General features: G+C 73.0%; 16 protein-coding genes. 10 read left to right on the top strand and 6 right to left on the bottom strand.

The genetic code is table 11. The annotated features are described in order from the left end of the window. Positions 1-153 precede the first annotated feature (153 nt). Both BR98_RS11810 and BR98_RS11805 read left to right on the top strand, forming a co-directional pair. The gene (locus BR98_RS11810) at positions 154-3,741 is read left to right on the top strand and encodes a hydantoinase B/oxoprolinase family protein (RefSeq protein WP_035844217.1); all 3,588 of its coding nucleotides are present in this window, start codon (positions 154-156) and stop codon (positions 3,739-3,741) included. A 122-nt stretch (positions 3,742-3,863) separates the two neighbouring features. After that, positions 3,864-4,301 (top strand): universal stress protein, encoded by a 438-nt coding sequence (locus BR98_RS11805; RefSeq protein ID WP_035844215.1) that lies wholly within the window; start codon positions 3,864-3,866, stop codon positions 4,299-4,301. Between the two features lie 113 nt (positions 4,302-4,414). Here BR98_RS11805 and BR98_RS11800 read toward each other — a convergent pair whose 3' ends face one another. Beyond that, entirely contained in the window at positions 4,415-6,799 is a 2,385-nt protein-coding gene (locus BR98_RS11800; protein WP_035844213.1) for a glycoside hydrolase family 65 protein, read from the bottom strand. Positions 6,800-7,157: 358 nt separating this feature from the next. Here BR98_RS11800 and BR98_RS11795 point away from each other — a divergent pair, with 358 nt between their 5' ends. Beyond that, on the top strand, positions 7,158-7,856 hold the full coding sequence (locus BR98_RS11795) for a CBS domain-containing protein (RefSeq protein ID WP_035844211.1): 699 nt from the start codon (positions 7,158-7,160) through the stop codon (positions 7,854-7,856). Positions 7,857-8,194: 338 nt separating this feature from the next. Here the strand turns inward: BR98_RS11795 and BR98_RS11790 are convergent, their stop codons facing one another. Then, positions 8,195-8,851, bottom strand: a complete 657-nt coding sequence (locus BR98_RS11790) for a CBS domain-containing protein (RefSeq protein ID WP_035851718.1) — start codon at positions 8,849-8,851, stop codon at positions 8,195-8,197. 648 nt (positions 8,852-9,499) lie between these two features. Between BR98_RS11790 and BR98_RS11785 the strand changes: the two genes are divergently transcribed. The 4 genes from BR98_RS11785 to BR98_RS11770 all read left to right on the top strand — a co-directional run bounded on the left by BR98_RS11785 (position 9,500) and on the right by BR98_RS11770 (position 11,952). Continuing rightward, the gene (locus BR98_RS11785; protein ID WP_198042204.1) at positions 9,500-9,784 is read left to right on the top strand and encodes an SHOCT domain-containing protein; all 285 of its coding nucleotides are present in this window, start codon (positions 9,500-9,502) and stop codon (positions 9,782-9,784) included. Positions 9,785-9,809: 25 nt separating this feature from the next. Beyond that, complete coding sequence (locus BR98_RS11780) at positions 9,810-10,805, top strand: Acg family FMN-binding oxidoreductase (protein ID WP_035844209.1); 996 nt, start codon at positions 9,810-9,812, stop codon at positions 10,803-10,805. A gap of 98 nt (positions 10,806-10,903) precedes the next feature. After that, positions 10,904-11,341 (top strand): pyridoxamine 5'-phosphate oxidase family protein, encoded by a 438-nt coding sequence (locus BR98_RS11775; protein ID WP_051969675.1) that lies wholly within the window; start codon positions 10,904-10,906, stop codon positions 11,339-11,341. A gap of 101 nt (positions 11,342-11,442) precedes the next feature. Further along, complete coding sequence (locus tag BR98_RS11770; protein ID WP_035844207.1) at positions 11,443-11,952, top strand: flavodoxin domain-containing protein; 510 nt, start codon at positions 11,443-11,445, stop codon at positions 11,950-11,952. A 42-nt stretch (positions 11,953-11,994) separates the two neighbouring features. Here the strand turns inward: BR98_RS11770 and BR98_RS11765 are convergent, their stop codons facing one another. Continuing rightward, positions 11,995-12,705 (bottom strand): helix-turn-helix domain-containing protein, encoded by a 711-nt coding sequence (locus BR98_RS11765; protein ID WP_035851697.1) that lies wholly within the window; start codon positions 12,703-12,705, stop codon positions 11,995-11,997. Between the two features lie 201 nt (positions 12,706-12,906). Between BR98_RS11765 and BR98_RS11760 the strand changes: the two genes are divergently transcribed. After that, positions 12,907-15,636: a bifunctional acetate--CoA ligase family protein/GNAT family N-acetyltransferase gene (locus tag BR98_RS11760; RefSeq protein WP_035844205.1), complete on the top strand. Its 2,730-nt coding sequence runs from the start codon at positions 12,907-12,909 to the stop codon at positions 15,634-15,636. A gap of 262 nt (positions 15,637-15,898) precedes the next feature. Here the strand turns inward: BR98_RS11760 and BR98_RS11755 are convergent, their stop codons facing one another. Both BR98_RS11755 and BR98_RS11750 read right to left on the bottom strand, forming a co-directional pair. Continuing rightward, positions 15,899-16,753, bottom strand: coding sequence for a universal stress protein (locus tag BR98_RS11755; protein WP_035844203.1), 855 nt, complete (start codon positions 16,751-16,753; stop codon positions 15,899-15,901). Positions 16,754-16,838: 85 nt separating this feature from the next. Then, entirely contained in the window at positions 16,839-17,534 is a 696-nt protein-coding gene (locus BR98_RS11750) for a hypothetical protein (protein ID WP_035844201.1), read from the bottom strand. Between the two features lie 115 nt (positions 17,535-17,649). Here BR98_RS11750 and BR98_RS39225 point away from each other — a divergent pair, with 115 nt between their 5' ends. After that, on the top strand, positions 17,650-17,826 hold the full coding sequence (locus BR98_RS39225; RefSeq protein WP_157537690.1) for a hypothetical protein: 177 nt from the start codon (positions 17,650-17,652) through the stop codon (positions 17,824-17,826). 152 nt (positions 17,827-17,978) lie between these two features. Further along, entirely contained in the window at positions 17,979-19,889 is a 1,911-nt protein-coding gene (locus BR98_RS11745; protein ID WP_035844199.1) for an FUSC family protein, read from the top strand. A gap of 209 nt (positions 19,890-20,098) precedes the next feature. Here the strand turns inward: BR98_RS11745 and BR98_RS11740 are convergent, their stop codons facing one another. Continuing rightward, on the bottom strand, positions 20,099-20,497 hold the full coding sequence (locus BR98_RS11740) for a hypothetical protein (RefSeq protein ID WP_035844197.1): 399 nt from the start codon (positions 20,495-20,497) through the stop codon (positions 20,099-20,101). Positions 20,498-20,611 lie beyond the last annotated feature (114 nt).

The raw sequence follows: 20,611 nt of genomic DNA, 5'->3' as shown, positions 1-20,611 counted from the left end.
CCTTCGGAGCAGACCGACATGCCCAGTATGTCGCGTTTGCGACGGCTGATCGCCCGGCCGGATACTCGGCCACAGGGCCAGGCCTGCTCGGAGGCGTACGGGCGACCGGGCCGGGCGGACCAGCGTCGGGCGGACCAGCGGAGGGAGCCGGAGGTGGCAGGCAGGGGCTGGCAGTTCTGGGTGGACCGGGGCGGCACCTTCACCGACGTGGTCGCGCTCAGTCCGGACGGGCGGGTACTGACCCACAAGCTGCTCTCGTACGACCCGGCCAGGTACCGGGACCCCGCTGTCGCCGGGATCCACGCCCTGCTGGCACCGGCGCTGGCCGCCGGCGAGGAGGCCACGATCAGCAGCGTGCGGATGGGCACGACCGTGGCGACCAACGCTCTGCTGGAGCGCACCGGCGAGCCGACCGCCCTGGTGATCACCCGGGGCTTCGCCGACGCGCTGCGGATCGGCTACCAGAACCGGCCGCACATCTTCGACCGCGAGATCAAGCTGCCTGAGCCGCTCTACGAGCGGGTGATCGAGGTGGACGAGCGGATCACCGCCGAGGGCACGGTGCTGCGCGCACCCGACCTCGACGGGCTCGCGCGCGACCTGCGCCGCTGCCACCGCGAGGGCATCCGCGCGGTCGCGGTGGTCTGCCTGCACAGCTACCTGCACCCCGCGCACGAGCGGGCGATCGGCCGGCTCGCCGAGGAGATCGGCTTCCCGCAGGTCTCGCTCTCCAGCGAGGCCAGCCCGCTGATGAAGCTGGTGCCGCGTGGCGACACCGCGGTGGTCGACGCGTACCTCTCGCCGGGGCTGCGCCACTACGTCCGTCAGGTGGCCGAGGAACTGCGGGGCGTGCGGCTGATGTTCATGCAGTCCAACGGCGGCCTCGCCGAGGCCGGCCACTTCCGGGGCAAGGACGCGGTCCTCTCCGGCCCGGCGGGCGGCATCGTCGGCATGGTGCGGATGTCCCGGCTGGCGGGCTTCGGCCGGGTGATCGGCTTCGACATGGGCGGCACCTCCACCGACGTGTCGCACTACGCCGGCGAGTACGAGCGGGTGCTCACCACCCAGGTGGCCGGCGTGCGGCTGCGCGCGCCGATGCTGGCCATCCACACCGTCGCCGCCGGCGGCGGCTCGGTGCTGCGCTTCGACGGCAGCCGGCTGCGGGTCGGCCCCGACTCGGCGGGCGCCCGGCCGGGCCCGGCCTGCTACCGAGGCGGCGGCCCGCTGACCGTCACCGACGCCAACCTGATGCTCGGGAGGATCCAGGCCGAGCACTTCCCGCAGGTCTTCGGACCGGACGGGGACCAGCCGCTCGACCTGGCCCTGGTGCGGCGTCAGTTCGCGGGGCTCGCCGAGGAGATCAGTGACCGCACCCGGAACCGGAGCTCGCCCGAGCAGGTCGCCGAGGGGTTCCTGCGGATCGCGGTGGGCAACATCGCCAACGCCGTCAAGCGGATCTCCGTCCAGCAGGGGCGCGACGTCACCCGGTACGCGCTGACCACCTTCGGCGGCGCGGGCGGGCAGCACGCCTGCGCGGTGGCCGACGCGCTCGGCATCCGCACGGTGCTGGTGCCGCCCATGGCCGGGGTGCTCTCGGCGCTGGGCATCGGGCTCGCCGACACCACGGTGCTGCGCGAACGGGCCGTGGAGCGTCCGCTCGAACCGGCGTCGATGAGGGCGGTCGGCGAGGTCGCCGCCGAGTTGGCGAAGGCGGCCCGCGCCGAGCTGCTCGACCAGGAGATCGCGCCGGAGCGAATCCGGGTGGCCCACCGCGCGCGGCTTCGCTACGACGGCACCGACACCACGCTCGGGGTCGCGCTGGGCGAACCGACCGAGATGGCTGCTGCCTTCGAGAAGTTGCACCGCGCCACCTATTCGTTCCTGATGGACCGTCCGATCGTCGTCGAGGCCCTGGAGGTGGAGGCCACCGGTCTCACTGAACAGCCGGACCTCGACACCCCGGCCGGCACGACCGGCGAGCCCGCCCCGGCGCGAACGGTACGGCTCTACAGCAGAGGCGCCTGGCGCCTGGCGCCGCTGCTGGAGCGCGAGCGGATGCGGCCCGGGGAGACGGTGACCGGCCCGGCGGTCGTCGCCGAGGCCAACGCCACCACCGTGGTCGACGAGGGCTGGCGCGCGGCGGCGACGCCGACCGGGCACCTGCTGGTGGAGCGGGTCGCGGCCCGCGCCGAGCCGGGCGTCGGCACCACGGCCGACCCGGTGCTGCTGGAGATCTTCAACAACCTCTTCATGGCCATCGCCCAGCAGATGGGCGCACGGCTGGAGTCGACCGCGCAGTCGGTCAACATCAAGGAACGGCTGGACTTCTCCTGCGCGCTCTTCGACCCGGCGGGCAACCTGGTCGCCAACGCCCCGCACATCCCGGTACACCTCGGCTCGATGGGCACCACGGTGAAGGAGGTGATCCGCCGCCGGGCCGGCGCCATGAACCCGGGTGAGGCCTACGCGGTCAACGACCCGTACCACGGTGGCACCCACCTGCCCGACATCACCGTGGTGACGCCGGTCTTCGACTCCACGGGCGCCGAGATCCTGTTCCACGTCGCCTCCCGAGGACACCACGCGGAGATCGGCGGCCTCACGCCCGGCTCGATGCCGGCCAACAGCCGGACGATCCACGAGGAAGGCGTGCTCTTCGACAACTGGCTGCTCGTGGCGGACGGCCGGCTGCGCGAGGCCGAAACACGGAAGCTGCTCACCGAGGCGCCCTACCCCTCCCGCAACCCCGACACCAACCTCGCCGACCTGCGCGCGCAGGTCGCCGCCAACCAGAAGGGCGTGGACGAAGTGGCCGCGATGATCGACCACTTCGGGCTTGACGTGGTGCAGGCCTACATGCGGCACGTGCAGGACAACGCCGAGGAGGCGGTCCGCCGGGTCATCGACTCCCTCCAGGACGGCGAGTTCCGCTACGCGACGGACTCCGGCGCGGTGATCGCGGTACGGGTCGCGGTCCATCGCGAACGGCGCAGCGCCACGGTCGACTTCACCGGCACCTCGGCCCAGCTGGACTCCAACCTCAACGCGCCCTCCGCCGTGGTCACCGCCGCCGTGCTCTACGTCTTCCGCACCCTGGTCGCCGATGACATCCCGCTCAACGACGGCTGCCTGCGCCCGCTGCGCATCCTCGTCCCGCCCGGCTCGATGCTCGCCCCCGTCTACCCGGCCGCCGTGGTCGCCGGGAACGTCGAGACCTCGCAGGCGATCACCGGCGCGCTCTACGCGGCGCTGGGTGTCCAGGCGGAGGGCTCGGGAACGATGAACAACCTCAGCTTCGGCAACGAGCACCACCAGTACTACGAGACGGTCGCCTCCGGCTCCGGCGCGGGCGACGGCTTCCACGGCGCCGACGTGGTGCAGACGCACATGACCAACTCCCGCCTGACCGACCCCGAGGTCCTGGAATGGCGCCTGCCCGTCCTGCTGGAGGAGTTCGCCGTCCGGGACGGCAGCGGGGGCGCGGGGCACTGGCGCGGTGGCGCCGGGGCGCTGCGCCGGATCCGGTTCCGCGAGCCGATGACGGTGAGCATCCTCTCCGGGCACCGGCGGGTGCCGCCCTACGGGATGGCAGGCGGCTCCCCGGGCGCCCTGGGAGCCAACCGGGTGCTGCGCAGTGACGGCAGCACGCTGCGCCTGGCCGGCTGCGACCGTGCCGACCTCGCGACCGGGGACGTTCTGGAGGTCGAGACACCCGGCGGCGGAGGCTACGGGCCGGCCTGACGCGCTGCGCGGTCCGCGAAGGCGTGCGGGGCCCGACCGACGGCTTCTGCTGGCGGGGCGGACGGAACGGGCGCAGCGTGGAAAGAGTGGAAGCTCCGGCAAGGCTGGCGAGGTGAAGTGGTATGGCCGGGAACGAGTCGGCTCGCCGGGTCGTGGTCGGTGTCGACGGTTCGCCGTCGTCGCACGCGGCCTTGCGGTGGGCGATCGGCTACGCGCAGTTGATCGGGGGGAGGGTGGACGCCGTCGGGGCGTGGGAGGTCCCGATGATGTACGGCTGGTCCGCGCCCCCGGTGGACACGGCCCTCGACGAGGACGTCAGCCGCCGCAAGTTCCAGCAGGAACTCGACCAGGTGCTGGGAGATGGGCAACCCGTCGAAGTGCGGCGGGAGTTGATCCTCGGCAATCCCGCCGACGTGTTGATCGAAGCGTCGCGCGGCGCCGAGATCCTGGTGGTCGGGAGCAGGGGCCACGGCACCTTCGCGCGGGCGTTGCTGGGCTCGGTGAGCCAGCACTGCGCGGCGCACGCCTCCTGCCCGGTCGTGATCGTCCGGCCGGACTGACCGGGCCGGGTCAGCGCGGGCCGCCCGCTGTGAGCGAGCGGTGGATGCAGTCGGCCCAGTCGTCGATCTCCGCGGTGAGTGCTGACGGCGACCGGCGGGCCTCAGAGCGGGCTTCAGAGCGAGAAGGTGCGGATCTCGCCCGGGCCGATGGCCGTCGTCGAGCCTCGGACGGCGACCCGGATCGGCGGCTGGCGGCTCTCGCGCAGGCTGACCGTGGCGGTGTGCCGGTCGACGGCGATCCGCACGCCCCAGTGGCCCCGGTAGCGCAGGTCGAGTTCGAGGCGGCCGAGGGAGGAGGGCAGGCGTGGGGCCAGCCACAGGGTGTCCTCGCGGATCTCCAGGCCGGTGTAGCAGCGCTGCAGCAGGTCGACGGCGCCAGCCATCGCGCCGAGGTGGACGCCCTCGGCGGTGGTGCCGTGTTGGAGGTCGAGGAGGTCGCTGTTGAGCGCGTCCCGGAAGAACCGCCAGGACCTGCGGCGGTCGGTGCGGGTGAGCACCCAGGCGTGCACCACCGCGCTGAGCGTCGATCCGTGGACGGTGCGGTGCAGGTAGTAGTCGGTGGTGCGGCGCAGCAGTTCGGGTCCGGCCGGGTAGCCGAGTCGGCGCAGCAGGCCGCGCAGTTCGCGCGAGGAGAAGAGGTAGCAGAGCATCAGGACGTCGGCCTGCTTGGACGCCTTGTAACGGTTGACGCTGTCGCCCTCCGCCTCCAGGATCCGGTCCAGGCGCCGCAGATCCGGGTAGCGGCCTCGGTAGGCCGCCCAGTCGAGTTCGGCGAGCCGCTCGTAGCCGGCGAACTGGCTGATCACGCCGTCGTGGAACGGCACGTGCAGGTGGCGGCCGACCTCCTGCCAGCGGTCCAGTTCGGTGCGGTCGATCGCCAGGCGCTCCAGCAGTTCGTCGCGGCGGTACTCGGGCAGCAGGTCGACGGTGTCGAGCGCGCGGGCGAGCACCCAGGAGGCGAGCACGTTGGTGTAGGCGTTGTCGTCCAGGCCGGGACCCTCGGCCCAGGGGTAGGCGTCGTGGTACTCGTCGGGCCCCAGGACACCACGGATCGAGTACCGCGAGCGTTCTGGGTCGTAGGCGGCCAGGGAGGACCAGAAGCGGGCGATCTCCAGCAGCATCTCGGCGCCGCTGGTGGCCAGGAAGTCGAGGTCGCCGGTGGCCTGGAAATGCTGCCAGACGTTGTAGGCGACGGCCGAGCCGACGTGGCGCTGCAGATGGCTGCGGTCGGGCCGCCACCGGCCGGAGAGCGGGTTGAGGTGCAGCTGCTGGGACTCCTCGCGGCCGTCGCTCGCGCTCTGCCACGGGTACATCGCCCCGCACAGGCCCGCCTCGCGGGCGGCCTGCCGGGCGGCGTCCAGGCGTCGGCGGCGGTGGTCGAGAACGGCGCGGGCCAGTTCGGGGAAGCGCAGGTTGAGCAGGCGCAGTACGAAGAGCTCGTCCCAGAAGACGTGTCCTCGGTAGCCCTCACCGTGCAGACCCCGGGCGGGGATGCCGACGTCGAGGTCCACCGAGTGCTCGGAGTAGGTCTGCAGCAGGTGGAACAGGTTGAGGTGGAGTGCGAGTTCGCTGTCGAAGTCGGCCTCGATCCGGCAGCGCCGCCACAACTCGGCCCAGCGCATGGCGTGCTCGCGGAGCAGGTGCTCGAAGTCGGGTGCTTGGGCCGTCAGGCGCCGTGCGGCAGGCAGGGGTGCTTCGATGGCGGGATCGCGCGAGGTGTACACGGCCACGGTCTTCTCGACGGTGACCGGCCGGCCCTCGGTGAGGTCCAGGGTGAGCAGCTCGGCTGCCCAGCCGTCCCGCACCTCACTGGCACGGTGCACCTCTGTCGGTGCCGCCCGGGTCCGGGCGGCGAGCGCGATGTGCAGCGGCGTGCCCACGGTGGCGACCTCCAGCCACAGCGCGCCGTCCTCGTCCACGCCCTGCCCGGTGGGGACGAGGTGACGGCTGGTCAGGCCCAGGTAGCGGGCGACACCGGTGTTTTCCACGGTGCCGTCCAGAGCGGAGCGAACCTCCAGGAGACCGGACCAATTCTCCGCCAGCAGCTCGGTCTCCAACGCCACCAGGTGCGGCTGGGCCTGGCTGGCGATCCGGCGCTGCACCAGCCTGGTCCGACGGCCGTCCGCGTCCACCACCAGCCCGTGCCGGGTCAGCACGCCCCGGCGCAGGTCGAGGTCGAGCCGCTGCTCGGCGGGCGGCCCGGTGAACCATTCGCCGTCGGGGTGGCGGAAGCTGAAGGACTGCCAGTTCGGGCAGTTGACCAGGTCCTCGTTCTCGACCCTCCGGCCGCCGACCACCGACCTCGCGCGGTCGTAGACGCCGGCCAGGTAGGTGCCCGGGTAGTGCACGCCGTCCGCGCACGACTCGGGGGCGGCGGCCCGGCTGACCAGGCGGCCGTTGCCGATCGCGCAGAGCACTTCGCGCACGCCCTCCTCGGCCGGGTCGAAACCTTCGAAGCGGAGATGCCACGCATCGCTCGGCGGGCGCTGTGCGGTCATGCTGTGGGCTCCGGCTCGCGGTTGCCGTTGGCGTTCATCGATGTCTCCGCCGTCTCCTCGCCGAGTCTGGCGCGCAGCGTCGCCTGACGTCGATCTCGGTCAGGACACCGAAGCCCTCCGCGGCCAGCGCGGCCCGCACACGCTCGACTGCGTGGCCGAACGGGAGATCGAGCCCGACGCTGATTCCGTGGTCCATGGTCGTCTCCGAGGCTGGTGGGCTGTCTTTCCATGGTGAGCCAGCGCGGACCTGCTGTCGTGGGCGGGCCGGTCCTCGTGCGGGGACCGAACGGCCCTGGGACGGCCGCCAGGATGGGCGCAGAGTGGTGGTAGGGAAGCCGAGCTGTGAGGAGTGAGGACCATGCAGCACCGCAACGTCCAGGACGTGATGACCCACGAGGTGGTCACCGCGCGGCCCGACACGCCGTTCAAGGAGGTCGCGGGGCTGTTCCACCGCAACGACATCACCGCGCTTCCGGTCGTCGACGACCAGGGCCGCCCGCTCGGCATGGTCTCCGAGGCCGATCTGATTCGCAAGGAAGCGGTCCTGCCCGACCCCGAGGGCCGCACCCCCGGCCGCTGGCTGGACGCGCATGACCGCGCTCGCGCCGAGGCGGAGACCGCAGGCGGCCTGATGACCAGCCCGGCCGTCACCGCCCGCGCCACCTGGACCATCGCGGAGGCCGCCCGGGCCATGGACAAGCACAAGGTCAAGCGACTGCCGGTGGTGGACGAGGTCGGCCGACTGGTCGGCATCGTCAGCCGCCGCGACCTGCTCCAGGTCTTCCTGCGGCACGATGCGGCGATCCGCGAGGAGATCAACCACGACGTGCTCGGCCAGACCCTCTGGCTGCCCCCCGGAGACGTCGAGGTCGCCGTGCAGGACGGTGTGGTCACCCTGACCGGCCGGGTGCCGCGCAGGAGTCTGATCCCGATCACGGAGCAGCTGTGCCGGGCGGTGGACGGCGTGGTGGCGGTCCACCAGACGCTGACCTGGACCGAGGACGACACTCAGCTCCAGGTGGAGCATCCGCACGCCTACGGCACCGGTCGGTCCTGATCGCAGTCCCACCTCGGCCGCCGCGACCTGCTGACTGACGGCGGCTTGACGGCGGCCGAACTGCCGTTCGGGTGTTGGCTCCCCGGCCCCGGTCGGGGGCGTTGGGGACGTCACGCGCGATATGTTTTGGTAACCCAGCGTCAACTTCGCTGTGATGTGGGAGCAGGCCATGGCGGGCAGGTACGGTCGCGCCGCATCGTCGCCGGTCGTGCGGACGGGCCGGACACCTCCAGGTGTCCGGCCCGGTGTGCTGCGCAGGAGGATGGTCAGCGGGTTGCCGACGCGTGGTGTCCTCCTCGGTCGCCTGGGGCTACTGGCGACGGCCCGAGGCCGCCACGTCAACCGGAAGCCTGGGGGCCGGCCAGTCCGACGTCGTCGATCTCCCAGCGCAGGTCGTCCGCGACGCTGACGACGCCCTCGACGGCTCGCACCCGCTCGCCCAGCCGGTCGGCCTGACTGTGGTGGACGGTGCGGGCGTCCAGCGTCACTCGGCCCTGCTCGCAGCTGATCCGCAGGGTCGAGGCCACCGTGCCAAGGTCCGGGGCAAGGGCGACCGCCTCGACGTCCGCGAGAATGGCCGCGTCGTCGCGGCGCAGCACGTCCAGTAGGTCGCACAGGCAGACGACCCCGGTCAGCCGTCGCTGCCCGTCGACCACCGGCAGATGGTGCACGCGGCGCCGCGCCGCGAGCAGGGCGGCCTGCTCCACGCTGGTCTGCTCGTGGACGGTCACCGCCGGGCTGGTCATCAGCTCACAGGCCTCCACGGCCTTCGACTTGCTCCGAACGGCCCGCACCTGCCGGGACTCCCACAGCATGGACCGGGGTGGCAGCTTCTGGACGGCGAGTTTGGCGAGCAGGTCGGACGCACAGACCGTGCCCATCACCCGTCGTTCCCCGTCGACCACGGGCAGCATGTCGTGGTGGTGTTCCCGCAGGGCCGCGAGGACGACGGCGAAGCCGGCCCGTGGATCGATCGCGACGATCTGGCGGCTCATCACCTCTGCGACCCGGGTCCGGCACGGGAACGTACCGGGGACCCCGGTGGCGGCACCCTCGGGCGTCGGCCGGCCTCCGGTCACGTCGATCCCCCGACCCCGCGTCCCTCCCGCGCTCCCGGCCTTCTCCGGGGAGCTGGTCCGCCTGTGCATGAGCGACATCGTGTTCGCCTCCCGTCCTTCTCGCGGCCCCGGTAACGCCTGCGCCGGGGCCCCTCTACTACCGAGCCTGCACGCCCGGGCGCGCCGGGGCCAGAGCCGACCGGTGTCCGCGACGGCCCGAACACCCTGACCGGCACGCTGTCGGACCCGTCGGCGCTGCCCGTGCTGGAGCGGCTCGTGCGGGCCGTCCCCGGTGTGGTGGACGTCGAGGTCAGGCCGGTCACCACAGCCTGAGATGCACCGGGTGATCTCCTTGCCTCCACCGTGCCGGACGAGCCGCGCGGTGGGAATGGGTCAGCCGGCCCCGTCGCCGGGGTCACGTGGGCCGGCCGAGACCGAACCGCCGCACTCCGCGCGGTCCACTGAGCCCGTCCGGCCCACCGGGGGGAGCCGATCGGCCCAAGCGGGAGCGGTGACCGCGGGCGCACAGTAGGCAGTGAGGGAACAGGCCCACTGCCCTTGGCACATCGGTTAAGGAGCGCCGCGATGATGTTCTGGGACGACCACGGCATGAGCGGCTGGGGCTTCGGCCTGATGACCGCAGGCATGCTGATCTTCTGGGTGCTGATCGTTCTCGGTGGCGTCATGCTGTTCCGGCAGCTGGGCCGTGTCCCGCACCACGGCGGCGCCGAAGCCGAGGACCGCTCGCCCGAGGACCGCTCGCCCGAGCGGCTGCTCGCGGAGCGCTTCGCCCGCGGCGAGATCGACACCGACGAGTACCGGCGCCGGCTGGACATGTTGCGCTCCGGCTCTGGGCCGGACGACAGCTGACGCCACGTCAGTCAGGGAGCCCGTCATGCGTACCATCACTCTCGACGCCGCCGTACTGGAGAAGCTGGTCTCGGCCGCGGTCGCGGCGCCGTCGCTGCACAACAGCCAGCCGTGGCACTTCCGGCTGCGGCCCGAGATCTCCACTCTGGAGGTCCGTGCCGCTCGCGAGCGCGCGGTGCCTGCCACTGACCCGCAGGGTCGGGCCCTGCACATCTCGGTGGGCGCAGCCGTCCTCAACCTGCGCACCGCCGCCCGGCATCTGGGCTGGGCTCCCGAGGTGCGGCTGCTGCCCGATCCCGGCGATCCGGACCTGCTGGCAGCCGTCGAACTCGACCAGCCCTCGTCGGTGCACCTGGCTCCGACGAGCGCGCTCTACGGGGCGATCTGGCACCGGCACACGATCCGCACGCCGTTCAGCGGGGACGCGATCCCGGCCAGTGTCCGGGAGGAGTTGGCCGAGGCCGCCCGGATCGAGGAGGCGCTTCTCGTCTTCCCCGACCACGCGGAGCGCGAACGGCTGCTGCGGCTGACCGCCGAGGCCGAGCGCCGCAGCACCACCGACCCCGAGCGCAGCGCCGAGAGCCGCGCCTGGATTCATGGGCCCGGTGCCCCGCCCTATGGCATCCCGGCAGCAGCCCTCGGCCCCCAGGACGCCACCGGCCACCTGCCGATGCGGGACTTCTCCGCCATCCGCCCGGCCGAGCACCTGCCGCCCGCCGGGTTCGAGGCCGAGCCGTGCCTCGCCGTCCTTGCCACCGAGTACGACCGGCCGGCGGACTGGCTGCGCGCCGGGATGGCCCTGGAGCACGTGCTGCTGCTGGCGACGGTGCACGAGGTGCGGGCCTCGCTGCTGCACCAGGCGCTGGAGTGGCCCGGACTTCGCTGGGAGGTGCGTGACCCCGAACTCCGGCCGGGCTTCGTGCAGATGCTGCTGCGACTCGGCTACGGGCGGGAGGGTGCGCCGACCCCGCGCCTGGCGGTCTCGGACGTCCTGGACGCCGAGGAGTCAGCCGACTGGTAGCGGAACGCGCCGGCGCAGCTGCCGCCGATGCGTCGGGACCGTGCGGCCCATGTGGCCGGCTGCGGTCCGGGCGGAGGCTGGAGAGGACAGCCAATGGAGTGCGGGCCAGGAAGGCGCTGCTGAAGGGTCGCCCTCTTCCGTACGTACCTCTGCCGAGGAGCCACCGTGAACCTGCATCCAGCCACCTCACCTACCAGGAGCTGATCGAAGGACGGCGCGACCCGGCCCCCGGCCAGAGCGGAGCGCCCTCCCGGCCGGCCCTGGTCCGCCTCACCACGCCGGAGTGCTGGGACAAGCTCGGCACCCACGGAGTGGGCCGCGTCGTCCTGCCCATCCTGCCTGCTCCACTGGTCTTCCCCGTCAACTACACGGTGGACGCCGAGACCGTGGCCTACCGCACCACCCCGCACGGCGCCGCTGCTGCCGAGCCGGGTACGGCCGTGTCCTTCCAGGTCGACCACATCGACGACCACCTGAGCCGCTCGATCACCTGCATCCGGAGGGTGAAAACAGGGGCCGATCCGTCCATGGACTGAGGGGCGAGTGGCCCTGTTCCGCCGCGGTCATTGGAGCCAGGCTGGGGGTAGCGGCCGGCCGATCGGGCCGACCCGCAGCCGCCGCACGCGGGAGGTGTGCGATGAGGAAGCAGAGAGTTCTGGTGGCCTACGGCAGCAAGCACGGTGCCACAGCCGGTATCGCCGACCAGATCGGTCACACGCTGCAGGAGGACGGTTTCGAGGCGCAGGTCGTCCCCGCTCGGGAGGTACGCGATGTCGAGGAGTTCGACGCGGTGGTGCTCGGCGGCTCGCTCTACGCGGGTCACTGGCACCGGGACGCCGTGCGCTGCGCCCACCGCAACGAAGAGGCGCTGACGCACCGGCCGGTGTGGCTGTTCAGCAGCGGCCCGGTGGACAGCTCGGCCGAGCAGCACGAGATCCCGCCGGTGCCCTCGGCCGCCAAGGAGATGCGTCGCCTGCACGCGAAGGGGCATGTCACCTTCGGCGGCAGCATCACCGCGCAGACGCCCGGGTTCATCGCCCGGACGATGGTCAAGCACGAGAAGGCCGGTGACTACCGCAACCCGGAGCAGATCCGGCGCTGGGCCCACCAGGTGGGCGAGGAACTACGCGCGGGCGAGGAGAAGTAGTCCGGTGGTGGACCGGGGTGCCGGCGGACGAGGCCTGGTCGGTCACGGCAGCAGGTCGACGGTGCGGATCAGGCGTCCGGTGATGCTCTGCGGGTTGATCCGCACCCAGGTCTCCCGGGTGCCGCCGACCCATGGACCGGGATCGGCGTGTTCGGTCAGCCACTCGAGCTCCTCGGGATCGGTGAGGCGCTCGGCGATGCCTGCGACCACCACGCTCCAGCCGCTGCTGAGCGCGTCGTCCAACTGGTCCACCTCGAAGGCGACCTTCCCCCAGCCTTCGGCCGGGGGGACCCCCATCCCGACGGCGCTGGCGGGCAGGCCGTGCGCGGCGGTGCGGTAGAGGATCACGTTGTCGAGGACGCGGTAGTTGACGGGAGCCACCCTCGGCCCGTCGGGTGTCGACACCACGATCCGGCCCACACCGCCCGGCGCGATCTTCGCCCAGCACTGCTCCGGCGCCAGTTCCTCCAGCGCGGGCCCGGCGGCCGGTCGGGACCGGCCGGGCGGCAGGTCGGAGCCCAGCAGGTACCCCAGCGAGGTGCCGAGCGCGCCGGCCAGCGTGGTGACCGTCTCCAGCTCGACCACATCGGGCTGCGACTCCAGGTACTTCAGGTAGCTGACGGCGATTCCGGCCCTTTCCGCCACCTCCTCGCGGCTGAGGCCCAGTTGCCGGCGGCGGTGGGCGACCCTGCGGCCGATGTCGCCCGGATGCGCGGGGCGGGCCTGGGAGCTGTGCGGGCCTGCGGTGCTCATGAGGATCTCCGCCTCCTCCTGCTCAGGGCCGTGGCGGTGTCGGACCACCGCGACCGTCCCTTCCCATGATCGGCCGAAGCGGCGGGCGCGGCGAGGGCCGGTCGGGCCCTTCCACAGGTCTTCCCGGCCCTGGCCTGTCGCGCGGCTCTGGAGGAACGTGGAGCTGAGGGCTGCCGCCCATGGCCGGACCAGGGAGTCGAGATGCCTACCGTCCAGTACCCGCCGCATGCCGTCGAAGCACTGCTCGCCGACGGCACCACCGCCACGATCCGCCCGATCGGTCCGGCCGACCATGCCGCCGTGCTCGACCTGCACGCCGAGCGGATGTCCGAGGGCAGCCGTCGGCTGCGGTTCTTCGGCGCCAGCCGCCGAGCACCGCAGATGACCGCCGACCGGCTGTGCGGGCCGCAGCGGTCCGAGCTGCTGGTGCTGGGGGCCTGGGTGGACGGTGAGCTGGTCGGGGAGGCGGACTGCGAACCGGTCGAGGGCCGTCCTGAAGCCGCTGAACTCGCACTGGCGGTCGCGGACGCCTGGCAGCACCGGGGAGTCGGAACCCTGCTGATCGAGCACCTGGTTCACGCAGCCCGCAAACGCGGGGTCCAGCGGTTCGAGGCGGACACGCTGGCCGACAACCTTGCGGTGCACCGGCTCTTCACCGACCTCGGCCTGCCCGTCCACCGGCGCTACGAACAGGGCGAGATCCGGGTGGTGGTGCCGCTGGACGAGGACGAGGAGCACTATCAGGAGGCCGTCGACCAGCGCGGCCGGGCCGCCGACGTCGCGAGTCTCTCGGCGCTGCTACGGCCGCGTTCGGTCGCGGTGGTCGGCGCCTCCCGCAGGCCCGGCTCGGTCGGGCAGGCGGTGCTGCGGAAGATCCGGCAGAACGGGTTCAGCGGCAAGCTGTGGGCGGTCAACCCCTACGCTCAGCGGGTGGCCGGAGAGGCCGCCTACCCGTCGCTCGCCTCCCTGCCCGGTACCCCGGACCTCGCCGTGCTGGCGGTGCCGGCCGAGGTGGTGGCAGGAGCAGCCGAGGAGTGCGGCGCCGCCGGGGTGCGTGCGCTGGTGGTGCTCACCGCGGGACTGGACGCCGACCAGGCCCGGCTGCTGATGCACGCCTGCCGACGGCACAGCATCCGGCTGGTCGGCCCGAACAGCCTGGGAATCGCGCAACTGGACCCGGCGGTGCGCCTGGACGCCGAGTTCGGTGGGGCCGCCGCCCTGCCCGGCACGGCCGGGGTCGCGGTGCAGTCCGGCGGCGTCGGCATCGCCCTGCTCGGGCAGTTGGCCCGCCTCGGCATCGGGGTCTCCAGCTTCGTCTCGCTCGGCGACAAGTACGACGTCAGCGGCAACGACCTGCTGCAGTGGTGGGAGGGCGACGGCCGCACCGACCTGGCGCTGCTGCACCTGGAGTCCTTCGGCAACCCGCGCGGCTTCTCTCGCACCGCCCGCCGGGTCACCCGCACCCTACCGGTGCTCACCGTGGACGCCGGACGCTCGGCGGCCGGCCGACGGGGCGCCGCCTCGCACACCGCCGCCGCAGCGACCCCGACGGTGACCCGCGAGGCGCTCTTCCGCCAGGCCGGCATCACCGCCACCCGCAGCATCGCCGAACTCGTCGAGACGGCCGCCCTGTTGCACGCCCAACCGCTGCCCGGCGCGCGGGGAGCGGTCGCCGTGGTCTCCAACGCGGGCGGGATCGGCATCCTGGCCGCCGACGCCTGCGCCGAGGCAGGGTTGAGCCTTCCCGTACTGCCAGCCGCGACGGCGGCCGAGCTGGCCGGTCTGCTGCCGGACGGCGCCGGGACGAGCAATCCGGTGGACACCACGGCGGCTGTCGGATCGAGAGAACTCGCCCAGTGCATTGACGGGCTGACGAAGCGTCGGGAGATCGACGCGCTACTGGTGGCGATCGTGCCGACCGCGCTGGGAACCGGGCCGGGACCCCTCCAGGCCCTGCTCGACCACCCCGCCCGGCGGGGCGTTCCGGTCGTCGCCGTACTGCCCGACCAGGAGGCGCCCGTGCGATACCTGACCTGCGCGGACGGCGGCCGGCTCCCCGCCTACGCCGACCCGGCGGCAGCCGCTCGCGCCCTCGCCCATGCCCGCGACCGCGCCCGCCGGCTGGCCGAGCCGCCCTCGCCCGACGCCGTCCCTGACACCGCCGACAGCGCCGTGGCCCAACACCTGGCTGCCGCCTTCCTCGCCGATCATCCGCAGGGTGGCTGGCTCGATCCGAAGGAGACGGCCGACCTGCTGGACTGCTACGACCTGCCGCTCACCACGTCGATCTGGGCACGGGGCGAGCACGACGTGCTGCTCGCCGTCCGGACGCTGGGTCAACTCGGCCACGACGGCAAGGTCGTGCTCAAGGCGTACTGGCCCGAGCAGGTCCACAAGAGCGCGGCGGACGCCGTCCGCACCGGCCTGCGCGGCGCCGACGAGGTCCGCGCCGCGTACCGCGACTTCGAGGAGCGCTTCGGCGACTCCATGGCCGGTGTCGTGGTGCAGCCGATGGCCGCCCCCGGGCTCGAACTGCTCGCCGGAGTGGTCCAGGACCAGGTGTTCGGCCCGCTGGTCATGCTCGGCCTGGGCGGCACCGCCACCGACCTGCTGGACGACCGCACGGCCCGGCTCGCCCCGCTCACCGAGCGCGACCTGACCACGATGATCAGCGAACTGCGCGCTGCCCCACTGCTGCTGGGCCGACCCGGCACCCCGCCGGTCGACCTGGCGGCGCTGCGGCGGGTGCTCGCCGGCCTCTCCCGCCTCGCCACCGACCTGCCGCAGCTCGCCGAGGCCGACCTCAACCCGCTGATCGCCCGGCCCGGCGGCCTGCTCTGCGTCGACGCCCGGGTCCGCCTGGAACCCCGGCCGGCCTTCGACCCCTACCTGCGCCGACTGCGCCGACCGGCCGCCACCGCTCAGGAGTGACTGCCATGAACCACAGCGTCCTTGACGACACGCCGACCGACTCCTCGCGGGTACCTGCTGGACGCGCTGCGCCGCGACGACGAGGCGATCCGCGACGAAGCACTGGCCCTGGCCCTCATCCCGGGCTCGGGAGAGGCCGCCGGTGTGCTGCACGTCAGGTGCGAGCGGGGCCACATCAAGCTCGCCGGGCGCACCCGCACCCGCAGCGACGCCGCCGCGCTCCCGACTAGGCACCGCGCGTGTCCGGAGGTGGCGCCGCAGGTCAGGTGGGGACGACGGCGACGGGACAGTTCGCGTGCAGGACGGTGGCCTGGCTCGTGGAGCCCAGGCGGCCGAGCGGGCCGTGCGGCTCGCCGTGGCGGCCCACGACGAGCAGCTGGTTCTCGCGCGAGCGGGCGACCAACTCCCCGGCCGGCTGGGCGCGCACGGCCGTCGCGGTGACGTCGACCTGCGGGTACCGCTCGCGCCAGCCGGTCAGGACCTCGGCGATCAGCCGGTCCCGCTCGGCGGCGATGTGGCTCTCCTCGAAGACCGGCGGGCTGGCGTGGCCGGGCATGGTGATCAGCGGGTAGGACCAGGCGTGCACGGCGAGCAGCGGCAGGTCCCGCCGCTGGGCGAAGTCGAAGGCGAACGCCAGTACTTCCGCGTCACCGTGGTCGCCGTGGACGCCCGCGACCACCCCGCCGCGGCCAGGACCGGGGTCAACGGGTCGGACCACAACCAGCGGGCAGGCCGCGCGCGCGGCGACGAAGAGGCTGGTGGAACCGACCAGCAGCCCGGGGAACCCGCCCGAGCCGCGCGCGCCCAGGACCAGCAGGTCCGCGCCGTGCGCCGCCTCGGTCATCGCGTCGCGCAGCAGGCCGTCCAGCAGCTCGATCGTGACCTCCATGTCCGGGTACTGGCGCAGGGTCCGCGCGAGGGCCTCGTCGAGCAGCGCCTCGCCGGCCTCCCTGGTGGGCGGCGACTCCCCGCCGTCGGGGGCTTTCACGGTCTCCTCCCCCCAGATGTGCCGGACGCTCAGCGGCTCGCCGCGCAGCGACGCCTCGCCGGCCGCCCAGTCGAGCGCGTCCCTGCTCGCCCGGGAGGAGTCCACTCCCACGATGACGGGCTTGCCCATCGTCAATTCCCTTCGGTTCCGTAGGACGAGCGCGGCCCCGCCCGATTCCCTGGTCCGGGCTTCGGCCCAGGCCGAGTCGACCGAGTCACGGCGGTGGCTCGGTCCCCTGTGGCGCGCCGACTCGTGCACGCAGAGTGCGGAACTGGCGGGTCTGCATGATCAGGTGGGCGGGCTCGCCGAACAGCAGGTCGAGGGGCCGGGTCAGCGGGCGCGGGCGGCTGCGGGAGCGCGAACGGACCACCAGACGGGTGTGGCCGCCGGGGACGGGCGCGAGGTGGAAGCCCCAGAGCGAATCGACGAACGCCCTCGGCGGGGCCCCGCTCCGCGCCTCGAAGGGGCGGCCGGAGGGCAGTTCGAGCTGTGCCCGCAGCACCAGGGTCCGCCCGGGCACGAGCAGCGCGACCGTGAACCAGGAGCGGCCGCTGGGTACGGAGTCCAGCCGCTGGCCGACCTCCAGCTGCTGCCACTTCGGCACGATCCGATCCGCGCTGGGCCTTCCGCCGTTGTCCAAGCGGTTCCAGCTGTACCAGCCGGCACGGTTGCAGCCCATCTGCACCAGCCAGGGCCAGACCTCCTCGGGTGGCGCGGGCAGGGTCGTGGCCATCGTCGACGAGCTGCCGGCAGCGGGGATGAGCTCGTCACCGGGAAAGCGGCGAGCGGCTTCGTCGTCGGTCGCACCCCAGGTCAGCAGCCGTGGCCGGACGAACACGCGGTAGCCGGCCAGCGCGGCGGCCGCCGCGCCGACAGCATGTGGCACCACCCCGGGTCGGCGCTCCCTCATGTCTCCAGCGTCCCGTCTGCGACCCGAGGACACCACTGGGCAGCGGTATCGACGCGGTCGGCGAGGCCGCCACCGGTGCCCGGGCGCCGCCCGGATCCCGGAGCTGCGGCCCCAGGTGGCCGTCCTGGACGTTCGGCTGCCGGACGAGCCGCTCCGCCCGCACCGACCCGTCCCGGCCGAGCAGCAGCACTTCGCTGCCCGCGGCGATCCGCAGCTGTTCAACCGCTACCTGACCAACTTCGAGGAGCCGAACGGAGAGGGTGAGCAGGTCCTCCTGCAGTCCTCGACCTGAGGACCTCAAGCGCTTCGGGGGAGGGGACAGCCGCCCCGGCGGAGGCCGTGGGCATGACGTGGCCGTAGGTCGACACCTGGCGGTAACGGACCAGCAGCAGCCCGGACAATTCAGCCGCCTAAGCTGCCAGAACACCCCCTTGAAGGAGGATCGTGCGCAGAGCGACACGCCGACCCGAGCCGCCCCGCTGGCTGGTCCACCCACTGCGCTGGCAGCGCCTGCCGGTGCCGTGGGCGGCGATGGCCCGCGGAGTGCTGGGCATGGGTCCGGTGCTGGCGCTCGCGGTCGCCACCGGACACCGGCAGGCCGGCGTGCTGGCCGGACTCGGCGCGATGTTCGCCGGGATCAACGACCGGCCCGGCACCCGGCGCACCGGCCTGCGGCAGATCGGCGTACCGGCACTGGCCGGGGCGCTCGGCCTGCTGCTCGGCCGGCCGGGCGGCTGGTGGGTGCTGCCGCTGCTCTTCGCGGTCGGGCTGGTCTCCGGGGCGATCAGCGTCGCCGGGCCGGTCAGTTCGGCGGCCGCCATCCAACTGCTGGTGCTCACCATCGTCGCCAGCGGCATGCCGTTGGCGCTGCCCGGCTGGGCCCGGGCCGGCTGGTTCCTGGTCGGCGCGCTCTGGCTCCTGCTGCTGAGCCTGCTGCTGCACCCCGCGCGCGCGGTGAGCGGCCGGCACGCGGGTGAACGACTGGCGGTGGCCGCCGTCTTCGACGCGCTGGCCGATGCGCTGGACGCGGTCGGCACCCCCGGGGCCGAGCCGGCCCGCCGCCGGCTGACGGTCGCGTTGGACAAGGCCGACGAAGCGCTGCGCCTGCACCAGCTGCTGCGCCGGCCGGGTCCGCTCCGGGCGGGGGAGCAGCGGCTCACCGAACGGTTCGCCGCCGCCGCGGCGCTCTGCGAGGCGAGCGTGGCGCTGCTCTGGGAGGGCGAGCGGCTGCCGCCCCGGCTGTCCTCGGGCCCCAGGCGGCTGGCCGAGGCCGTCCGCGCCGACGCCAACCCCGGCCGGCTGCCGGCCCCGGTGCCGGACAGTGCGGCCCGCAGCGCCTTCGACCGGGCCGTGCTGCAGGCCTGCCTCGCCTTCGGCTCGGCGGGCAGCACCGTGCAGCCGCCGCCTGGCAACACGTTCGTACGTCGCCGCCGCGGGGTCCACCCGCTCGGCCCGGCCGGGCGTGAGTACGGCCTGCGGGTCGCGGTCTGCGTCACCGCGAGCGCCGCCGTCGCGCTGCTGCTGCGCGCCGACCACGCGTACTGGCTGCCTGCCACCGCCGCGTTTCTGGTCAAGCCCGACTACGGTCCGCTCTTCTCACGGGTGGTCAACCGCTTCGTCGGCACCGGCGCCGCCGTGCTGCTGTTCGCCCTGGTCGCCGGGGTGCTCGGTGGCCCGTGGTGGCCGGTCGCCCTCGTCGCCGGCTGCGGGGCGCTGATCCCGCCGGCGGCGCGTCACTTCGCGCTGCAGACGGCCGTGGTCACACTCACCGTGCTCGGCTTCGTCAGCGTCGGCGGCGACACCCAGGCGGCCGGTGCCCGGCTGGCCGACACCGCGATCGCCTGCGCCATCGTGCTGCTGGTCGGCCACCTGCCGGGACTGGCCGACACCCGGGTCCGGGTCGGGCACCGCACCGCGCACGCCCTGCGGCACACCCTGGACTACCTCGACCACGTGCTGACCGACGGACAGGACGAGCAGCAGCACCCCGAGCGCCGCGCGGACCTGCGCCGCGCCGCCTACCACTCGCTGGCCGAGGCCCGCGCGGCAGCCGAGAGCGCCGCCGCCGAGCTGGCCGCCGGCGCCCAGCACGACTGGCTGGGCATGGCCGCGGGCGCCGAACGGATCGCCGACGCCGCTACCGCCTGCGCCGTGCGGATGGAGCACGGCGCGCCCCGGCCCGCCGAGCCGACGGTCCGTCAGGTCACCGAGGCGCTGGCCGCCGTCGCCGACGCGCTGGACGGCCGCGGCCCGACCACTCCCGAACTCGGCCCGGCCGCCCCCGACTGCCGCACCCTGGACGACATCCTCACCGAACTGCACCGGATCCAAGCCCTGGCGCTCACGCCGGCTTAGCACTGCGACGGTGCTCACCGTGACCGGTCGGTGGGTTCGCGCGCTGGGCCGTTCACGGGTGGGGGACACCCCACCACTACGGGGAGGCGGCGCGCCAGTGGCTCACTGGTCTGACGGTCGTGGAGGTGCAGCGAGGCTCCCGGGGGGCATTCTGATGGGTCACCCGTGAACGGAGCCGGGGGTCTCGGCCTGCTTCCGCCGACCCGGATCTACCTGCCGGAGTCGAACAGGGTCTGCTCCCAGGAAGACAGTTCTCCCCTCAGTCTCCTGCTGGCCTCCCAGGTCTCCCCCCGGACGTCGATTGACAGCCAGGCCCACTTCATGAGCTTTCCGGTGACCTTGACCCGCACCCGAAGTTCCAGGATCTCACGAACAAAGTCAACCAGGGAGCCCGCTGGAATTGAATCGAAAGTGTATTCCTTGACGAGCACTCGAAACTCGTCGGAGAAATCCAGTGGGAGCACTGAGATTTTCGGCCCTGCCGGGGCCTGCACGGTGACTTGCAGGAGCTCTGGGTCCACCCCCACCAGCTCGACCGTGACTCCCGTTTCTTTGTAGTCCGCCTCGATCAGTCGAGACATATCCGCGAAAGTGTCAGTCAGATCCATTTTCTACCTTATGGGGCGAGGGTGGCCCGGGCCTGTCGTAGGCCCGGGCCACCCTACCGGATGCCTCCGAGTAGTGCAGTCCGGAGCGATGAGCCGCGTACTGCCTTACTGCGG

This window comes from Kitasatospora azatica KCTC 9699, from assembly GCF_000744785.1.
Lineage (GTDB): Bacteria > Actinomycetota > Actinomycetes > Streptomycetales > Streptomycetaceae > Kitasatospora > Kitasatospora azatica.
The sequence above is the reverse complement of the archived record's forward strand: the minus strand, read 5'-3'. Positions and strand labels throughout refer to the sequence as shown.

Bases quoted from the DNA above. Each gene is read 5' to 3' on its own strand.
- BR98_RS11740 (WP_035844197.1), bottom strand. From the start codon at position 20,497: ATGGATCTGACTGACACTTTCGCGGATATGTCTCGACTGATCGAGGCG.
- BR98_RS11770 (WP_035844207.1), top strand. From the start codon at position 11,443: ATGAGGAAGCAGAGAGTTCTGGTGGCCTACGGCAGCAAGCACGGTGCC.
- BR98_RS11795 (WP_035844211.1), top strand. From the start codon at position 7,158: ATGCAGCACCGCAACGTCCAGGACGTGATGACCCACGAGGTGGTCACC.
- BR98_RS11800 (WP_035844213.1), bottom strand. From the start codon at position 6,799: ATGACCGCACAGCGCCCGCCGAGCGATGCGTGGCATCTCCGCTTCGAA.
- BR98_RS11805 (WP_035844215.1), top strand. From the start codon at position 3,864: ATGGCCGGGAACGAGTCGGCTCGCCGGGTCGTGGTCGGTGTCGACGGT.
- BR98_RS11780 (WP_035844209.1), top strand. From the start codon at position 9,810: ATGCGTACCATCACTCTCGACGCCGCCGTACTGGAGAAGCTGGTCTCG.
- BR98_RS11790 (WP_035851718.1), bottom strand. From the start codon at position 8,851: ATGAGCCGCCAGATCGTCGCGATCGATCCACGGGCCGGCTTCGCCGTC.
- BR98_RS11765 (WP_035851697.1), bottom strand. From the start codon at position 12,705: ATGAGCACCGCAGGCCCGCACAGCTCCCAGGCCCGCCCCGCGCATCCG.
- BR98_RS11755 (WP_035844203.1), bottom strand. From the start codon at position 16,753: ATGGGCAAGCCCGTCATCGTGGGAGTGGACTCCTCCCGGGCGAGCAGG.
- BR98_RS11785 (WP_198042204.1), top strand. From the start codon at position 9,500: ATGATGTTCTGGGACGACCACGGCATGAGCGGCTGGGGCTTCGGCCTG.
- BR98_RS11750 (WP_035844201.1), bottom strand. From the start codon at position 17,534: ATGAGGGAGCGCCGACCCGGGGTGGTGCCACATGCTGTCGGCGCGGCG.
- BR98_RS11760 (WP_035844205.1), top strand. From the start codon at position 12,907: ATGCCTACCGTCCAGTACCCGCCGCATGCCGTCGAAGCACTGCTCGCC.